Origin of the sequence: Serratia sp. CY43202 (assembly GCF_052168755.1) — a bacterium.
GTDB classification, from domain to species: domain Bacteria; phylum Pseudomonadota; class Gammaproteobacteria; order Enterobacterales; family Enterobacteriaceae; genus Serratia; species Serratia bockelmannii.
In genome coordinates, this window is sequence record NZ_JBJNMB010000008.1 from 135,085 (window position 1) to 150,214 (window position 15,130).

The 15,130-nt window shown below is 48.6% G+C and carries 19 protein-coding genes; 3 read left to right on the forward strand and 16 right to left on the reverse strand.

The genetic code is table 11. From position 1 onward, the window contains the following. Positions 1–2: 2 nt before the first annotated feature. Positions 3–446 (forward strand): universal stress protein, encoded by a 444-nt coding sequence (locus ACJ8J5_RS17790; protein ID WP_025304818.1) that lies wholly within the window; start codon positions 3–5, stop codon positions 444–446. Positions 447–460: 14 nt separating this feature from the next. On the opposite strand, the gene ACJ8J5_RS17795 is transcribed toward ACJ8J5_RS17790, so the two are convergent. From ACJ8J5_RS17795 to ACJ8J5_RS17870, 16 genes are all read right to left on the reverse strand, one after another. Continuing rightward, positions 461–1,090, reverse strand: a complete 630-nt coding sequence (locus tag ACJ8J5_RS17795; protein ID WP_060434853.1) for a hypothetical protein — start codon at positions 1,088–1,090, stop codon at positions 461–463. Beyond that, on the reverse strand, positions 1,083–2,750 hold the full coding sequence (locus tag ACJ8J5_RS17800; protein ID WP_173889376.1) for a hypothetical protein: 1,668 nt from the start codon (positions 2,748–2,750) through the stop codon (positions 1,083–1,085). The genes ACJ8J5_RS17795 and ACJ8J5_RS17800 overlap by 8 nt, the downstream gene beginning before the upstream one ends. A 12-nt stretch (positions 2,751–2,762) precedes the next feature. Continuing rightward, on the reverse strand, positions 2,763–3,290 hold the full coding sequence (tadF, locus tag ACJ8J5_RS17805; protein ID WP_072008262.1) for a tight adherence pilus pseudopilin TadF: 528 nt from the start codon (positions 3,288–3,290) through the stop codon (positions 2,763–2,765). Next, positions 3,274–3,678, reverse strand: a complete 405-nt coding sequence (locus ACJ8J5_RS17810; protein WP_043140890.1) for a hypothetical protein — start codon at positions 3,676–3,678, stop codon at positions 3,274–3,276. The genes tadF and ACJ8J5_RS17810 overlap by 17 nt, the downstream gene beginning before the upstream one ends. Positions 3,679–3,737: 59 nt before the next feature. Then, entirely contained in the window at positions 3,738–4,496 is a 759-nt protein-coding gene (locus ACJ8J5_RS17815; protein ID WP_043140893.1) for a tetratricopeptide repeat protein, read from the reverse strand. Then, complete coding sequence (locus ACJ8J5_RS17820) at positions 4,496–5,407, reverse strand: type II secretion system F family protein (RefSeq protein WP_043140897.1); 912 nt, start codon at positions 5,405–5,407, stop codon at positions 4,496–4,498. Before ACJ8J5_RS17820 ends, ACJ8J5_RS17815 begins: the two co-directional genes overlap by 1 nt. Continuing rightward, positions 5,404–6,309: a type II secretion system F family protein gene (locus ACJ8J5_RS17825; protein WP_049205748.1), complete on the reverse strand. Its 906-nt coding sequence runs from the start codon at positions 6,307–6,309 to the stop codon at positions 5,404–5,406. The genes ACJ8J5_RS17820 and ACJ8J5_RS17825 overlap by 4 nt, the downstream gene beginning before the upstream one ends. Then, entirely contained in the window at positions 6,302–7,555 is a 1,254-nt protein-coding gene (locus ACJ8J5_RS17830) for a CpaF family protein (RefSeq protein WP_043140903.1), read from the reverse strand. Before ACJ8J5_RS17830 ends, ACJ8J5_RS17825 begins: the two co-directional genes overlap by 8 nt. Positions 7,556–7,559: 4 nt before the next feature. Beyond that, the gene (locus ACJ8J5_RS17835; RefSeq protein WP_142105463.1) at positions 7,560–8,702 is read right to left on the reverse strand and encodes a hypothetical protein; all 1,143 of its coding nucleotides are present in this window, start codon (positions 8,700–8,702) and stop codon (positions 7,560–7,562) included. Beyond that, complete coding sequence (locus tag ACJ8J5_RS17840; protein WP_043140909.1) at positions 8,702–9,166, reverse strand: hypothetical protein; 465 nt, start codon at positions 9,164–9,166, stop codon at positions 8,702–8,704. Before ACJ8J5_RS17840 ends, ACJ8J5_RS17835 begins: the two co-directional genes overlap by 1 nt. Further along, complete coding sequence (locus ACJ8J5_RS17845) at positions 9,153–10,424, reverse strand: type II and III secretion system protein family protein (RefSeq protein WP_142105465.1); 1,272 nt, start codon at positions 10,422–10,424, stop codon at positions 9,153–9,155. Before ACJ8J5_RS17845 ends, ACJ8J5_RS17840 begins: the two co-directional genes overlap by 14 nt. Next, positions 10,405–11,364, reverse strand: coding sequence for a hypothetical protein (locus tag ACJ8J5_RS17850; protein ID WP_060448365.1), 960 nt, complete (start codon positions 11,362–11,364; stop codon positions 10,405–10,407). Before ACJ8J5_RS17850 ends, ACJ8J5_RS17845 begins: the two co-directional genes overlap by 20 nt. Before the next feature lie 12 nt (positions 11,365–11,376). After that, on the reverse strand, positions 11,377–11,928 hold the full coding sequence (locus tag ACJ8J5_RS17855; protein WP_080352627.1) for an A24 family peptidase: 552 nt from the start codon (positions 11,926–11,928) through the stop codon (positions 11,377–11,379). Then, positions 11,877–12,107, reverse strand: coding sequence for a Flp family type IVb pilin (locus ACJ8J5_RS17860; RefSeq protein ID WP_049205753.1), 231 nt, complete (start codon positions 12,105–12,107; stop codon positions 11,877–11,879). Before ACJ8J5_RS17860 ends, ACJ8J5_RS17855 begins: the two co-directional genes overlap by 52 nt. 145 nt (positions 12,108–12,252) lie before the next feature. Next, positions 12,253–12,717 carry a hypothetical protein gene (locus tag ACJ8J5_RS17865; RefSeq protein ID WP_154618046.1) on the reverse strand — a complete coding sequence of 155 codons (465 nt, stop codon included), beginning with the start codon at positions 12,715–12,717 and terminating at the stop codon, positions 12,253–12,255. After that, positions 12,707–13,432 carry a winged helix-turn-helix domain-containing protein gene (locus ACJ8J5_RS17870; protein ID WP_049205755.1) on the reverse strand — a complete coding sequence of 242 codons (726 nt, stop codon included), beginning with the start codon at positions 13,430–13,432 and terminating at the stop codon, positions 12,707–12,709. Before ACJ8J5_RS17870 ends, ACJ8J5_RS17865 begins: the two co-directional genes overlap by 11 nt. Positions 13,433–13,841: 409 nt before the next feature. Here ACJ8J5_RS17870 and ACJ8J5_RS17875 point away from each other — a divergent pair, with 409 nt between their 5' ends. Together ACJ8J5_RS17875 and ACJ8J5_RS17880 are read left to right on the forward strand one after the other, a co-directional pair. Continuing rightward, entirely contained in the window at positions 13,842–14,354 is a 513-nt protein-coding gene (locus ACJ8J5_RS17875; protein ID WP_049205736.1) for an Mpo1 family 2-hydroxy fatty acid dioxygenase, read from the forward strand. A 1-nt stretch (position 14,355) separates the two neighbouring features. Then, positions 14,356–15,099 (forward strand): nucleotidyltransferase domain-containing protein, encoded by a 744-nt coding sequence (locus tag ACJ8J5_RS17880; protein WP_099816924.1) that lies wholly within the window; start codon positions 14,356–14,358, stop codon positions 15,097–15,099. Positions 15,100–15,130: the final 31 nt, after the last annotated feature.

The window sequence follows — 15,130 nt, forward strand, 5'->3', positions numbered from 1 at the left end:
TTATGATTGAGAGAGTGTTATTGGCGGTGGACTGCTTTGAACACAGCGGCAATGCCCTGGATTTTATGGCGCGCCTGCAAGGCTGCATCGGCGACGTGATCGTGCTGACGGTGGTAGACAATGCCTTTACGCTCAGCCGCAGCGGCCTGCGTTTTGACAGCGATGAGCGCGAGGAGTACCCCGCCGCTCAACGGGAAGAAGCGCTGGCGGAAAAGCAGGTCGGTCAGGTGACGCGGGCGCTGAAGCAGCAGGGTTTCAATGCCCAGGGCTTGCTGGCAGCGGGGACGCCCATCGAGGTGATCCCGGAACAGATGGCGCTGTTCAACTGCGATTTGCTGATCATCTCGCACCGCCACCTGTCTTCGTTGGGGCGCTGGCTGAACGCCTCTGTCACGCGCGGCCTGCTGGATGAGATTGGCCAACCGGTATTGGTGATCCCGCGCTAAGCCGGAGGGGGATCTCACTGGCGCTGATAGAGATAAATGTCGGCGCGCCGATCGTTGGGGTTGGCGATCGGCCTCTGGCCGCTGCGCGCTGGCCTGGCGCCGAGCGCAATCAGGTGAATGGGGCTGGCCTGAGGTAAGCGCTCGGCGATACGGTAGCCGCGTTGATATGACAGTGCTCGGTTGTGGCTCGCGTTGCCTATTGAGTCTGTGCGGCTGACAATAAATATGCCGTCGTAGTCGGACGTCTGGCTGATGTGCGAGCAGCAACGCGCCAGCGTCGCCTCATCAACCAGGGCGCTACCGCTTGCGAAATGCACCGTGCCGACATGGCTCATGACGATGTTTTCCTTGGTCAGTAGCAAGGCGCCGAGGCTGTTGGCGTCGTAAGCGTTTTCCTGGTGGCACAGTGTGCCCAGGTACTCGTGCAACACGGTGACGAATCGATACTGCACCAGCTGGCTACGGCTCAGCCGTGCGTTGGTGCGGCCGTCGAACCGGAGCAGGCCGGCCTGGCGTTTTGCGTCGCCGAAGCGTTCATATATCGGGCCGGTTTGGCAGCTGGACTGATTGAGCTCGTCGCTGCTTTTAGCATAGGAAAAAGGGGCGCAGAGCAGCATCAGCGCGATCGTTATAACTTTATTCATGTGCGTTAATGTTCCTGGTGGTGGATTCTTGCGAGAAGATAAAGTTGAATTGCTCTTCCAGCGTTGGCGTGGATTCGTTGTTTATATCTTCAAGGTTGATATAGCCCGGATCGGTGAACCACTGGGTAGCGCAGCTCAGCTCTTCGAACTTATTTCGGCCATCCTGATTCTGGGTAACGACGATCAGCTTGGCCGACTTATTATTGATAAAGCCGGTCTTAATGGCTGCGCAGCTCTGTCGGATGCCGGTGACCTCGTCGGGATCGATAACTTCTTTTGTGTCCGACGCAAACAGAATAATGACGTTGCGTGCCATGCCGCGAGAGGCAGAAAACGCGGTGCGCCCCGCCCACAGTAGCCCTTCCAGCGTTTTAATCTTATTGGTGCTAAAGTCGATGCCGGAAAGCGCGCTATTCACATTTTGGGATGAGGTCAGGCCATACTTTACGGTGCTGGCGGGGCAGGTGCCGGCATCGCCAAAATAAACGCCGCGTTTGACCGCGAGGGAGGATAGATATTCCGCACTTTGGTAAGTCGTCTTTGCGGCGCGTTCAAAATCACTCTGCGTAATTGAAAATATTCCAGAGTTAGCAAAATTATCGGTATAATCATCCAGAAGATAATAGTTATCGTACCTTTTTGCGTAATGCTTGGCCAGAGGAAAGTAATCAATATACTGTTGTTGTTGCTTAAGGTTGTCTATAACTTCTTTCTGTGCATCGACATTTTCTTTGGCAATCTTTATGTTTTCATTAGCCATTGGCAGCATCGCCTCAGCAAGTCTTATCTCTTGTTGATAATAACTTATTTGTTCTGTCAGCTCTTTATATTCCTGAGTGCCGGGATCATGTTGACTAAGCTCATTATTCAAATATATTATCATCTGATTACTGTAATCAATCTCTGCGTTTAATCTTCCGAGATATTCCTCGGCCATTCTTAATGTATTTGCAAGTTCAGCCAGGTAATCTTCTTGCGCAAAGAAGTTTTCCCACCAGACAAATGAAAAGGCATCGCTCCGGGCGATCCCGGTATAGCATTTGCCCCCGGAGTTGACGCGAAAAGAGTATGGGATCACCGTCGTTCGGGTAGCCGGCGCTTCGGCATACAGGCGGGATAGTGAGCTCATTAGCGCCGCCCGCGCCTGCATCACGTTTGCACGGTTAAGACTGCTGGCCTCGACGGCGATAATCACGTGTAACGGTCTGAAAACTTTGACGGCGTTATCCGCCGTGGAGATCCTGACCTCTGGGTCGAGGCCAATGGTTTTGTTTATTTCATCGAAGGGAACGTTAGTGTTTTGACTGACGTTGGAAGTGGTCGCGAGCAGTTCGCTGATCCGCTTATTTTCTTTTAGCTCCTGAAGCTTTTCCAGCGTGGTTTCTTGCAGCTCCGCTGAGAAGGCATGGGTTGCCTGATTCATATTGGCGCCTGTCGCTTCGGCTAGCCGCCCGGCATTGGCGGTCACCGTTCCTCTTTCTACCATCGAGGTACGGGTCACGACGGAGGTCAGCCGCATTTCTCGCGTTTTTTCCATGATGGTGGAGGAGTAGTTTTCGACCCAAAAAATAGAGATCACCACCATCATGCCGCCAATCGCCCACAGCGGCATTAATCCACCCTGTTCATCACCTAAAAAACGCTCGAATTTATTCTTCATGATTATTATCTTCTAATGATGATGGCCAATTTGGATGGCACTTTCTGCCAGCAGCGTTTTATTTTTAGAGAATAATCCCGGTTCTGTTTTTTTACAGATGGAAACCCGATACACCGAGTTAGATTTGCCGAATGAGGTTTTGATATCGATGCCATAGTCAGTCAGCCGCTTGGTGAGCTGGCAGCCTTCTTTGCTCCCGGGTAGCTTATACATGCTGTATTGCCCCGTTGCGTAGGCGATTTCCTCAACGAAAACGTCGAAAAACGGCGCTTCTCCGCCGTTCTTGAACTGGCTAAACATTTTAGCGACGTTAACGACGTCGCCTTGGCTTAAATTGGCATTGCCAAACAGGCTGTCACGATGGGAAATAATATTCACCATTTGATCGGCCAGTTTATTAATACTAAACTGTACTGACATGACCAAAGCCTGCTGCATGGTATAAATCAGCAGCACGGACAAGAATAGGGTAACAAAGGTGCCTTCAACGGCGACGCTACCATCCTCATTATCAACAAGCCTGTTAATGGAAGTAATCATTGACGATAAATACCTCGCGATCAAATTGTTGTGGGAAAGACAGTAGGTCGCTTATCCAATCGCTGCTGTATTCACGTTGGATCTGATAGGCGATGTTAATCAGCTTGGTTTTCTTTCCGCACTTTTTGCTGACTTTGATATTGATATCCTCATAGCAGGTTATCTTTGGCTCCGAATAGAGTAGCGCGCTGAAATAAAACTCACTGCCGCTCTTGTTTAAATCGGCCAGGAAGTTTTCATTTATCTTTTCGACATCGTTGTCTAAAAACGAGAGATCGACGCGCTGTGACGCAAACTCTTCGTTGAAATAAATGATTGAGATATCGTTCTGAAACCTCAGCACCTCATAAATCATCATCAATATGATAAAGAGGATCGGCAGCAGCACGCTGGCCTCGATGGTTGAGATACCTCGCTCCTCACTCCCTACTCTAGTGAATAGACTTATCATTTTGCGATTTTCATACCGTTAAGATCGTTGATGATCGTCATGGAATCCTCGCGGGAATAGCGCATGCTGAGCAGCTCAAAGGCGCGGGTCTCTTGGTCACCGCGAATCAGCGCCATGATCAGGTTGGCATACATCTCTTTAGATTCCGTATTGCTATAGCCGGCATACAGCAGAGAAGGGTCTATATCCCCTGTGCTGGCCTTGGCCATGTATTGTGCAATCTTCAGGTTGTCGGCCAGCGCCGGGTCTCCCGGCAGGTAGGTTCTGGCGCGCTTCAGTTCGGCGATGCAGGTTTCATACTTATTCTGCTTACAGTAGGCAATGGCGGCATACATCAGCGATTTGCCGCGCATAGTAGCGCTTTGGGCAAGCGCCATTTTCCCTTCGGCAAAATTCTGTTTATACAGAGAGATAGTTTCCTGATATTGATGTCGCATCAGACTGTTCTTCATTAGTTCGATAATCACCCTTGGGTAATTCTCATCTGCGCGGCTAATTTTTCCCTGAATAATCTCCAGTTCCTGGCCCTCCATATCATATTTATTCATCTTGGAATAGATATCGGCCAGGTAGAAGCGTGTCTCGATATTGTCCGGTTGCGCTTGCAGACTATCTACCGCGATCTCCCTGGCCTTTTCAAAGGCGCCGACGCGGACCGCCAGCTGAGCCGTTTCCCGATCGTTTCTCAACATATCGGGCGTGCCGTTGACGCAGGCAGCAAGAAAGACTATCGAAGTGAGGACTAACTTTTTCATTACGAGATCATCTCCAATGACAGGCTGCCCATGGCGCGTAGCAGGCCAGGAGCAATGATTTCAACAATAACCGGGAACATGATAAAGAGAATGAGCGGTATCCCCATCTTGGCGTTGACGGAGCCAATTTTTTCTTCGGTTTCTATAAAGTGAAACTGGCGGATCTCTTTAGATAACTCTTGCAGACCGGACTGCATGCCAGCGCCGAACTGGGCGGAGTTACGCACGGTTGCGATAAACTCCTTGACCTCGCTTAGGGGAACCTCTTCATAGAGCTTTTCGCAGGCGATGTTTATATCGCTGTATTTCAGCGTGCGTGAAAAGTTCTGCATGCTGTTGCCTAACAGACCGGAGAAGCGATAGAGCACCGGGGAAACGGTTTCTAAAGCGGCCGTCAGCGTCATGCCAGTTTTGATACAGGTGGCGCACAGATCGAGAAAGTAGACGAAGTTGATCCTGAACTTTTTGATCTCGTTCTTATGTTTTCTCTCGAGATAAATCTTTGAGCCAATGTAGTACACGATCATGAAAACAGGAATGACATAGAATGACAGATTACCCAGGCAGGCTAACAGCGTTAGGGACAGAGTTGAAAAGAGAAATATGCTAGAGATATAAATATAAAATAGGGTGCTTTCTTGCAGCGAGTAATATCCTGCCTTATTAATGAGAGCATGGTATTCCGTATGGGACAGGTTGTTTTCAACGTAGAATGATAGCTTTCTCATTAATAAAGAGAACAGGTCTTTAATCCTGTTTTTCAGGCTGAGGTAGTCATCGAGGTTCTCGTGTGAGGAAACGATAAAGTAAAATTTATCATAATACTCTTCTTCTTTCTTGTGGCTCTTTAATCCCCAGATAAACACAATAACGCCGACGATAAAGAGCGAGGTTGAGATAAAGAAAATCACAGTTCAACTCCCTTAATCATGCGTGAAATAATGAAAAACCCGATGCTGACGCTAATGACCACGTAAATCACCACGTAGCGGCCATAAAGTTCATCGAAGAGGTAAACGAAGTTCCAAAAGGCGAACTTATAGAGTACGACCAGCATCAGCAGCGGTAAAAGCGCCAGGATCTTTGCCGCCCCGCGTGCCTCTGAGGTTAACGCCTTGGTTTTTTTCTTAATGACTTGAGCGGCGACCAGGTCATTGGCCAGGGACAGCAGGGTATCTTTCAGACTGCTGCCTTTTTGTATGGAGATACGAATATACGAACTAAAAACAAAGTAGCCTTTATAGGGGTAGATTTTCTCACCCCGGCTGAGTATGTCATCAAAGGACACGCCGTTTTTCAGTTGGAATGAGATGCGGGTAAATTCTCGCTTCATGATATCGCTCAGGTTCTCCGCCGCTGCATCAATGGCCGCATATATCGTCTGGCCCACGGCCAGGTTGCGGCTGATAAGCCGCAGCGCATAGGGGAACTGTGCTTCGAAATAGTCGCTGAAACGGCTCTGGTAGATGCCGTACAACGCGGCAAACGAAATAGCTACCAGGATCACGGTGCCAAATACATAGGCAAACGACGAGGCGCTGAAGGTCAGGCAGCAGAACCACCAAAACAGGATGTAGCCGCCGCTGACCACCAGAGACATCACCAGGCTTTTGGTGCCAAAAATAAACACGAAGTCGGGTAGGTAAGACTTGCCGATGAGCTTTTTTATTTCCTTGGTTTTCTCTTTCTCAGCCGGCTTCGCTTTACCGAAAAAGTTCTCCCACTTTTTCTTCTTCGCGGCCTTTTGCCTGACGTATGAGAACATCAGCAGCAGAAGCAGCAGGGTGATGAGGAAGCCCGTCAGGTTAGTCATGCAGGATGCCTTTGAGCTCTGGGAGCAGCCCGGCGAACGCGGCCTTTGATTCCAGAATGGAGTAGGCGATATTCTGCTTATGCGCATACTTCGTGACCGTATCCGACTCTTTTCGCCTTTCGAGCAGGAACACGTCCTGGCTTTGAATGACCTCACCCTCCAGCGTGCCGATTTCCGTAATGTTGGTAATCTTCCTCGAGCCGCAGGGCAACCTTGCGCATTGAATAATAATATCAACGGCCTGCGATATTTGGCCGCGAATGGTTTTGGCCGAGATATTGGAGTTCGCCATGGAGAGCATGCTTTCCAGGCGCACCAGCGCGTCTTTTGGCGTATTGGCGTGAATGGTTGAGAGCGAACCTTCGTGGCCGGTGTTCATGGCCTGAAGCATTTCAAAGGTTTCATCGCCACGACACTCGCCCACGATGATCCGGTCTGGGCGCATACGCAACGCGTTGATCACCAGGTCACGAATCGAGACTTCACCGCCGCCGTCAACACCCTTAGGGCGCGACTCCAGGCGCACGACGTGATCTTTTTGCAGCTGCAGCTCGGCGGCATCTTCGATGGTGACGATGCGGTCGCCATCATCGATTTCGTTCGAAATTGCATTGAGCAGGGTGGTTTTCCCTGAACCCGTCCCCCCCGAGATGATGATGTTCGCCTTGGCCCTGACCATCAGGCTCAGGTAGTGCCCCATCGCCTCACTCATCGAGCCAAAGTTGATCAGGTCGATCAGGTCTAATTTATCCTCTTTAAACTTTCGGATGGAGATGGTGCAGCCATCTAGGGCCACGGGCGGAATGATGATGTTGACGCGGCTACCGTCGGCCAGGCGGGCATCGACCATCGGCGAGCTTTCATCTACCCGACGCCCAATCGGCGCAACAATACGCTGCGCGATACGCAGGATCTGCTCATTAGATTTAAACTGAGAATCTTGCTTGATGAGTTTGCCCGCCCGTTCGATGTAGATGGATTTACACCCGTTAACCATGATGTCGTTAACGCTGGGATCGGCCAGCAGATCTTCGATGGGCCCCAGCCCGAAGATGTCGTCATAATAGCTTTTGATCAGCTCATCAAACTTTCTTCTGGTTAATATAATATTTTCCAGATCGAGCGCCGGTATGAGCAGTTCTTCAATTTTCATCAGCGCTTCATGAGTGGCAGAGCTGTCATAGTTTTCTATTTTTATTTGCTCTAACAGCGCGTTTCTGATTTTTTCATAGGTTTTTATATCCATGTCATCACCTAAATATGCTGTCTATAATGTTTTTGCTTTCTTTCTTACGGTTGAAAGCGGTTAACAACCCCCCCAGCAGGTTGGCGTTATTGTTGAAGTCCACCTTGATGCCCAGCTTGGTGTGGATTTCTTTATCCGTGATTTCAGTTGCCAGCTTACCGGCCTGTTTTCGGATGGAGATCAGCTTGTCCCTTCTTTTCTCCCCTTTATCCTGCTTAAAGCCAATTCGGTTCTTGAGATAGTTAAGGTTATAGATAGACTCGATCTGCCCATTGGTCATCAGCACACGGATGTCGCTCTCATTGAGCAAATTAATTCCGCCGTGCAGCGTGAGAAAATAGTAGGGGATATTAATAAAAATAAATCCATAGGAGTTTGCCAGCGATTCGATGAATTTCTCAACGCCGTTGAGGAAGGCGTCAACGTTGTCAACGTGCGCCTCGTCGTTGGCAATGTTGAAGGAAACGTAGTCGAAGTGATCTTTTATTTTCATCACCAGTTTCAGGGACGAGGTGGTATCCAGTTCATTCTCATAGCCCAGCACGTGCTCAACGGTGTTTTTATTGGCCTTTACCCCCAATGCGGCATCAAAGAAAATGTTTGCGATGTCGCAGTTAACAAACAGCATTGAATAGCCTTTCATCATTTCGCTGTTACAGAGATCGTGAAAAACGCGATAATTAATATCGATATCAGGCGAGGTATTGCACAACCCGATCACCAGAGAAGTTCTGGAGCGCACATAGCCGAAGTGTTCCACTATCCCCAGCAGCAGCAGGCGGATCTCACTGGTGCGGGTAAAATAGCTGCTGAACCCCAGCTCGCGAGCCTGCCACGTTGCCTGGATCGAATCCTCGTTGCCGATCAGCATGGAGGGATAGCGACCACGCAGCATCATGGCGATGTCCGCGATTTCAGTCTCGCTGTAGCTCTGGGCATCCAGCACAAAATAATTTTTCCCCGTCAGGGCGTTATTAATAAACTCCAGCAGGTCGCCAGCGGGGATGTGCTTGATCATCGTATCGACGTCGTACAATGAGAGTGGTTCTGAGAGTGATAAAAAATCAGTCTCAGTTTTGGTTAAAACAATCACGCTGGCCTTTTTCTTTTTGGCCTCGTTTTTTCTCTTTAGTTTTTCTATGAACATTAACGTGCTCTCTCAGCGAAATCATTACCATTGGTCGAGCAAACTTCTCGCTCCGAATAGTTATCCAGAGCCTGCTCGTCGGAGCTGTACCAGTTAAAATCAGAGAGCCGGAACCGATAGCAACCTCGCTCGGTTTTATGCCGGTTACCGATGGCAATATAGTTTGCGTCAAGCTGGTTCACGCTCTCTTGCAATACAGCATTAATGCCATACTGTTTCTGTATTTCTTCTTGCAGCCTGATCGCACGGTCATAGTGGTTATCGCTATAAATAATCGCCAAGCTGCTGATGGAGCCGATTTTCTTGCTTAAAACAAAGTTTTCAAGCTTTGCCATCTTGGTGCGGTCGGGGTTGCCGACAAACTTAACGTAATACGCCTTTCTTTCGTCGGGCTGCCTTTCGAACGCGCAGCCGTTTAAGCCCAGGCAGATAAAAATAAGGAGCAGCGAATTAGTTAATGACATAGTCGGCTCCTTTGACAAAGACATCGGTAATGCTGTTATCACTGTGCCCGAGATCGAAAAAGACCTCCCACGGGCTGGAGAATTTGGCGTAGGGGAGCTTGATGTAGTTTCTCTCTACGGGTTTGACATACTCAACGGTGGCGAAGATGACTAATTCACTGCGCCCAGATGTGAACCCGGTTGACTTGAACAAGGCGCCCAGCACTGGAATGTCGGCAAATCCTGGAACTTTATTAACATATTGCGTTTGGCTGTTGTCGATCAGTCCGCCGAGGACGAAGCTCTCTCCATCCCGCATTCGTACTGAGGTCTTCACGTTACGCACGTTAATCGTCGGCAGCTCGGTGTTCTCATATTTATAGTACCCGCCGATCTGAGATGATTCGACGCTCACGTCCATGCTAATCGAGGAGTCCGAATTGATCACCGGTGCAAAGTTCAGCATGACGCCATAGTTTTTCCATTCAACCGTTGAGCCATTTTCACTGCGCTGAAAAATAGGTATCTGCCCGCCGCCGTGAAATGATGCGGTCTTCCCGTTGGTGACCGTGATACTTGGCGTGGTCAGCACGTTAGCCAGGCTGTTTTTCGCCAGGGCGTTGATGGCTACGCCCAGAGAGTCGAAGTTAAACCCCTTAACCAGGCTGCTGTAGATGCCGTTGTTGATAGTCAGATCGTTACTCACGCCGGTGCTGATCTTGCCCCGCCCCCAGTCAATGCCCAGGGTTTCCGTCACGTCCTTCGAGACTTCCGCGACCGTAACCCTGATCTTAATTTGCTGATTTTTTTGGGTTACTAAGGAGTACCTGACCTGATCGCTATCCACGTACTCTTCGATCAGCGACTTGATCCGTGCGCCATCTTCAGTGGAAAATACCGGGCCGCTGACCAGCAGCGAGTCGCTCATGTCGATGACCTTCACGTCTTTAAACCCCTCGCTGATCAGCAAGGTATTCAACATGACGGATTTCTTTTGCAGATCGTTCACGGTGATCAGCAGCGTTTGACTCTCACCGTTGGTACCATTAACGGAGAGATTGGTTTGCCCGCTTTTTTTACCGAAGACATAGATGTGGTTCTCATCGACCACCCGGAAGTCGGCAATTTCCGGTGAGCCAACGACGATTGACTTCACGCTGAAGTCAATCTCAAGATCGGTCGTTTTATTGATGTCCACGTCGAGCGCCGCAGCGTTAAAGCTGGCGGTTAACATCACAATAAGAAAAACCGCCAGCCTGTTAATATTTACGAATTTCACTTTGCGCTCCCCTGATTTCAACCACGCGGCTTTGCCTTTCCGAAATGGGCGCCCCAGAGACAATGTCTGACGGGGTAATCTCTCTTGTGCTGTTATTTATTTTGGCGATGCCCTCATTGATATTGTGAACCTTGGTGGGCGTGATGAAGAACATCCCCATAATTTGCGCCTGAATGACTTTATCCACGTCCTCGGGCTTGAAGTAGGCATAGACGATGGTCGTTGAGGACTTGTCATCGCTGACGGCCCGGTTGCTGTGCACCTCATTCGCCAGCGAATTCTCCCCGCTGGTTGTTTTCATCAGGCTGGAAACCAGCCCCGACTGATCGAACTTTTGCAGCTTATTGAGGTTGCCGTTGCCCATAAAGAACCACACCTTGCTGGCGAACTGTTTGACCCGCGTGTCCTTGTAGTCTTTCCCCGTGGTACCGTTATCGCTGCGCGATTTTTGATAAAGATCGTCCCGGTAGGCTTTGTTATCATTGGAGACCAGGAACAGATCGATAAAACCAAAGTCCGCGATGTTAGGGTTCTTCAGGCTGGCGGTGGTGACAGAAATAGGCAATATCGAATAGCTCGAATCGATTTTCTGCAACAGGTTGCCAAGGTTATCTTTCGAGGCCCGTTCGCCGGAGGCAATATTTTGATATGCCACGCCGCCGGACGCCATTAGTCCGCGAAAGTCCTTTTCGCCAAAAATCGTGTCTAGCCAGGCGGGGGGCGAGCCTGGTGGATATTTTATCTCTTTCTCGGTGAAGTCATCCGTGGTGACGATAGCACCCACATCAATATTATGCTTTGCGGTATAATAGATAAGGCTTTTATTCACTATGAGGTTCTTAGTCTTTTCCTCGTCCTCGTTGCCTTTATCGCTGTATATACCTACTACGCCGGCTAACATGGTTAGCAGTGCGACTATTGCAATAAATTTAAAGCGCACAGATGCTCCTTATCAAACTGCACCGATAAACGTATAGGTACATAAACTGATTAAAATAGGGATGGCGTAGGGTACGCCGCTCCTTACTTTATCATAGCGCTTGATCAGCGAAATTTTTGACAGGGCATATGTCCATAAGATTGCCCATACGCCACCCATAAAAACAGTCAGGTAAATAACGTTAACGTATTGTTCCGGCGGCACCACCAGCATGGTGATGAACAGCAGTTTGGTATCGCCAAACCCCAGTATGTTGCAAGACGAAAGAATGATACCAACCAAGAGCATGGCAAACGGCCATATCAGCACCTGGCCCGCACCAATAATGCCTGGGTGGGAAAAAATATAGCAGTATGCCACCGTAAGTATCATAAAATGCGCTACGTTAGGTATTCTTCTTTCTGTGATATCTTTAAGTGATATGTATAAAGATATGATTATTATCGCTATGAACATATAGGTTTTAAATATAGCCCTCGAAGAGTCGAAGGCTATATGACGAAAGTTTACTATTACTTCAGGATGTTGCCTGAAGCAGTGATCTTCGTGGCCATGGTGTTCCATGCCGCGCTCAGGGATTCAATGAATCCGCCTTTGTCAAAGATGAAGAACAGGGCAGAGGCCATCGCTACACCGATGATGGCGTATTCGATAGCGGTGATGCCACGCTCGTTTTGTTCTGCGTTTTTGACGTTGCGGCAAGCCATAGAGACATACGCTTTCAGAGCTACATTTTTCAACATTTTTTATTCCTTTAAATATATTAGTAGGATGGTTATGACGCTAAAAACTCGCTTTTAATTGAAGCGTGTTGTTTAGGCCGGGGGTATCCTACTCAGTGATAAAAAAAACGTCATATCATATTTAATAATGAAATATAAAATTGCATCATTTATCAGGAAAAATTAGGAAAATCAGTTCGTTAATATCATTGTTACCTGTTGGAATATAGAAGTCATCCTTGTTTATAACCAAAAAATATTGTTTGCTGTTCTTGTGTAACAAAACCGATACCAGACGATTGCGACTGTCGGAGCTGAATGCGCTCTCTGTCATATTTCGCTCATGCCAATCCACTTTTGCTGTGGCTATTGAATGCGTTAACAATGCATTGAGTTCCATTTCGGCAGTGATATAACGTAAGTGATTGCCATCACTTTGAATCAATCTGATGTAGGCGGTTTCTCTATCTTTGTTTAAGTATAGGTTTAGCTTTATTTTTTCTTCGCCGTCCAGAAATAATAACCCATGGTAACTATTGCTCATTGATTCTAAAATATATTGTTTATAACTTAGAGTTCCACAGATGAAAAGTAATATGCAAGCAATTAAAAATAATCCCTTAACCTTCATTTTTACAAGTCGTGATTTCTGTAAGGTAGTCTCTTTTTTTATTGTCATTTATATTGCTCTTCATTCGATAACAAACGGTTTTTTTTTCACCGTGAACGTATTCTATGCGATCGCCAGTAGAGTGAATCCTGTATCCATCAAGGTATAAGGTTTCTTCATTTTTATCTTCATTTATTTTTACGGAAAACCAAACGCCTATAATATAGCTGCATATCAATACGGCTATCATCAGCATGCTTCTTTTCACTTTATCACGTTTGGATGTCGCTTTTTCTGATGCAGTTTCGTGAACCTCACGAGTCTTCTTAAATCGGTGAGGAGATATCTCTTCTTTATGTTTTGAATCATTATCCGAATTGCTCCCCAGTTCCGCTGTGCCAGTGCTCGTATTGGGTATTAACTCGGTTTCATCATCAACTTTAATGATGACCTTCTCTGCATTAATCGTATACCCTTTTTTAGGAACGGTAATGATAATTTCACGTGATGCATCACCAATCTTTCTTCTCAATGAATTTATCGTTTGGTTGATGGCGAAATCTGTCACATAACGCCCTTCCCATATATGTATACCGAGATCTTTTCTTGATGATACATTAGGGCTTTGTTCAATAAGAAAATGCCATAGCTTCAATTCTTTATTCCTTAAAATAATCTGCTGATTGTTTTCTGGTATTAAAATAGCCATTCTTTCCCGGTAATAAACGATCATCATGACACCTTCCTTGACTGTGACTTCTTATAATACAATCCTGTTTTTTATTGTAAATACTAATTTAAGTTTTTTATTTATATTTTATTTTATATTAATCGGTATGTTTGATATGTTTTTCATTTTAATTTTATTATTATTATAAATAATATTTTTTTTAAGATAAAACAAGGCGGGCGGTGTGTTTTATCTTGGAGGATATTTTTTCTTGTTAGTGTTTTTGGATGTTTTATTTTATATTTTATATTATCCATCTACCTCTATTGCTTTCTATAATTTTGGCAGATAGGCGCGGCCTGCTGGGTGAGATTGGCCAACCGGTATTGGTGATCCCGCGCTAAGCTATGGGTAAGGGCAGCCGCATGCGGCTGCGCGCGTTCGGCGACGAAGGCCGTACATACCGGAGGTCAACATGCGAAGTCTGGAAGATCAACTTGCCGCTTACGCCGCCTATCATCGTGATGCGCGCAATATCGTCACGCACTTTATCGGCATCCCCCTGATCGTCGTCAGCCTGCTGACGCTGCTCTCCCGGCCGGCATGGGGTGCGGGGTGGCTGCCGTTCTCGCCGGCCTGCGCGGTGGTTATCGTTTCGGCTCTCTATTACCTGCGGCTGAGCCTGCGCCTTGGCGTCATGATGTTGGCGTTGCTGCTGCTGTGCCTCGGGGTCGGCGCCTGGGTGGCGTCGCTGTCGACGGCGGCGTGGCTGAGCGTCGGCATCGGCGGCTTCGTCATCGGCTGGCTGTTTCAGTTTGTCGGGCATTTCTGGGAGGGACGAAAACCGGCGTTTATGGACGACGTGACGGGCCTGATCATCGGCCCGCTGTTCGTGCTGGCGGAAGCTTGCTTCCTGGCCGGCGGGCTGCGCGAACTGCAGCGGAACATCGAAATGCGCTCGGGCAAAGTGCGCAACGGGAGGGCATGAGGTGGCGCTGATTCCCACGGTGGCGGCATTTCCGCTGCAGCGGGCTTTTATCCCTCTGCTGGAAGCGCTGACGGCGGGGCTGCCACGCCAATTCCCGGCACTCATCCACAGCATTTACCTCTACGGCAGCGTCGCGCGTGGCGAAGCCCTTCCCGGCGTGTCCGATCTGGACATCACGCTGTTGCTCAACAAGCCAGCCGATAGTGAGGCGTTACAGCGCCTTGAGGCATGGCGGCAAGCCTTTCAGCTGGAGCAGCGGATCGTGAGCAAGGTCGACTTTGATATCGGCAGCGTTGATGAGGCGTTGGCGCCGGAGCATCACGATTCCTGGGGATTTTGGCTGAAGCATCACTGCCGCTGCCTGTGGGGCGAAGACCTGTCCGCCGCTTTTCCGCTGTTTCAGCCCGATCGGCGCATCGCGTTGGCGGTCAATGCCGATTTGCCCCGCGTATTGGCGCGTTATCGGGAGCAACTGCTGCAGGCCAGGACGGTATCGGATGAGAGGCGCTTAAAGCGCGAAGCGGCCAGAAAACTGATCCGAGCCACCAATATGCTGCGCGCCGAGGGAAGCCCGTTCTGGCCGATAACGTTAACCGACTATGCCGAACAGCTGTTGGCGCTTTATGCAGAGCAGCGAGATGAAATGGACTATTGGTTAGCGCACGCGGTGGGAGAGGCGAATGACGCGGATTTTAGCGACAGAATGATGCGATTTCTCGACTGGATCGAAGCACAGAAAAAATAACGCCGGCTTGAGCCGGCGTTGTCGGCAATCG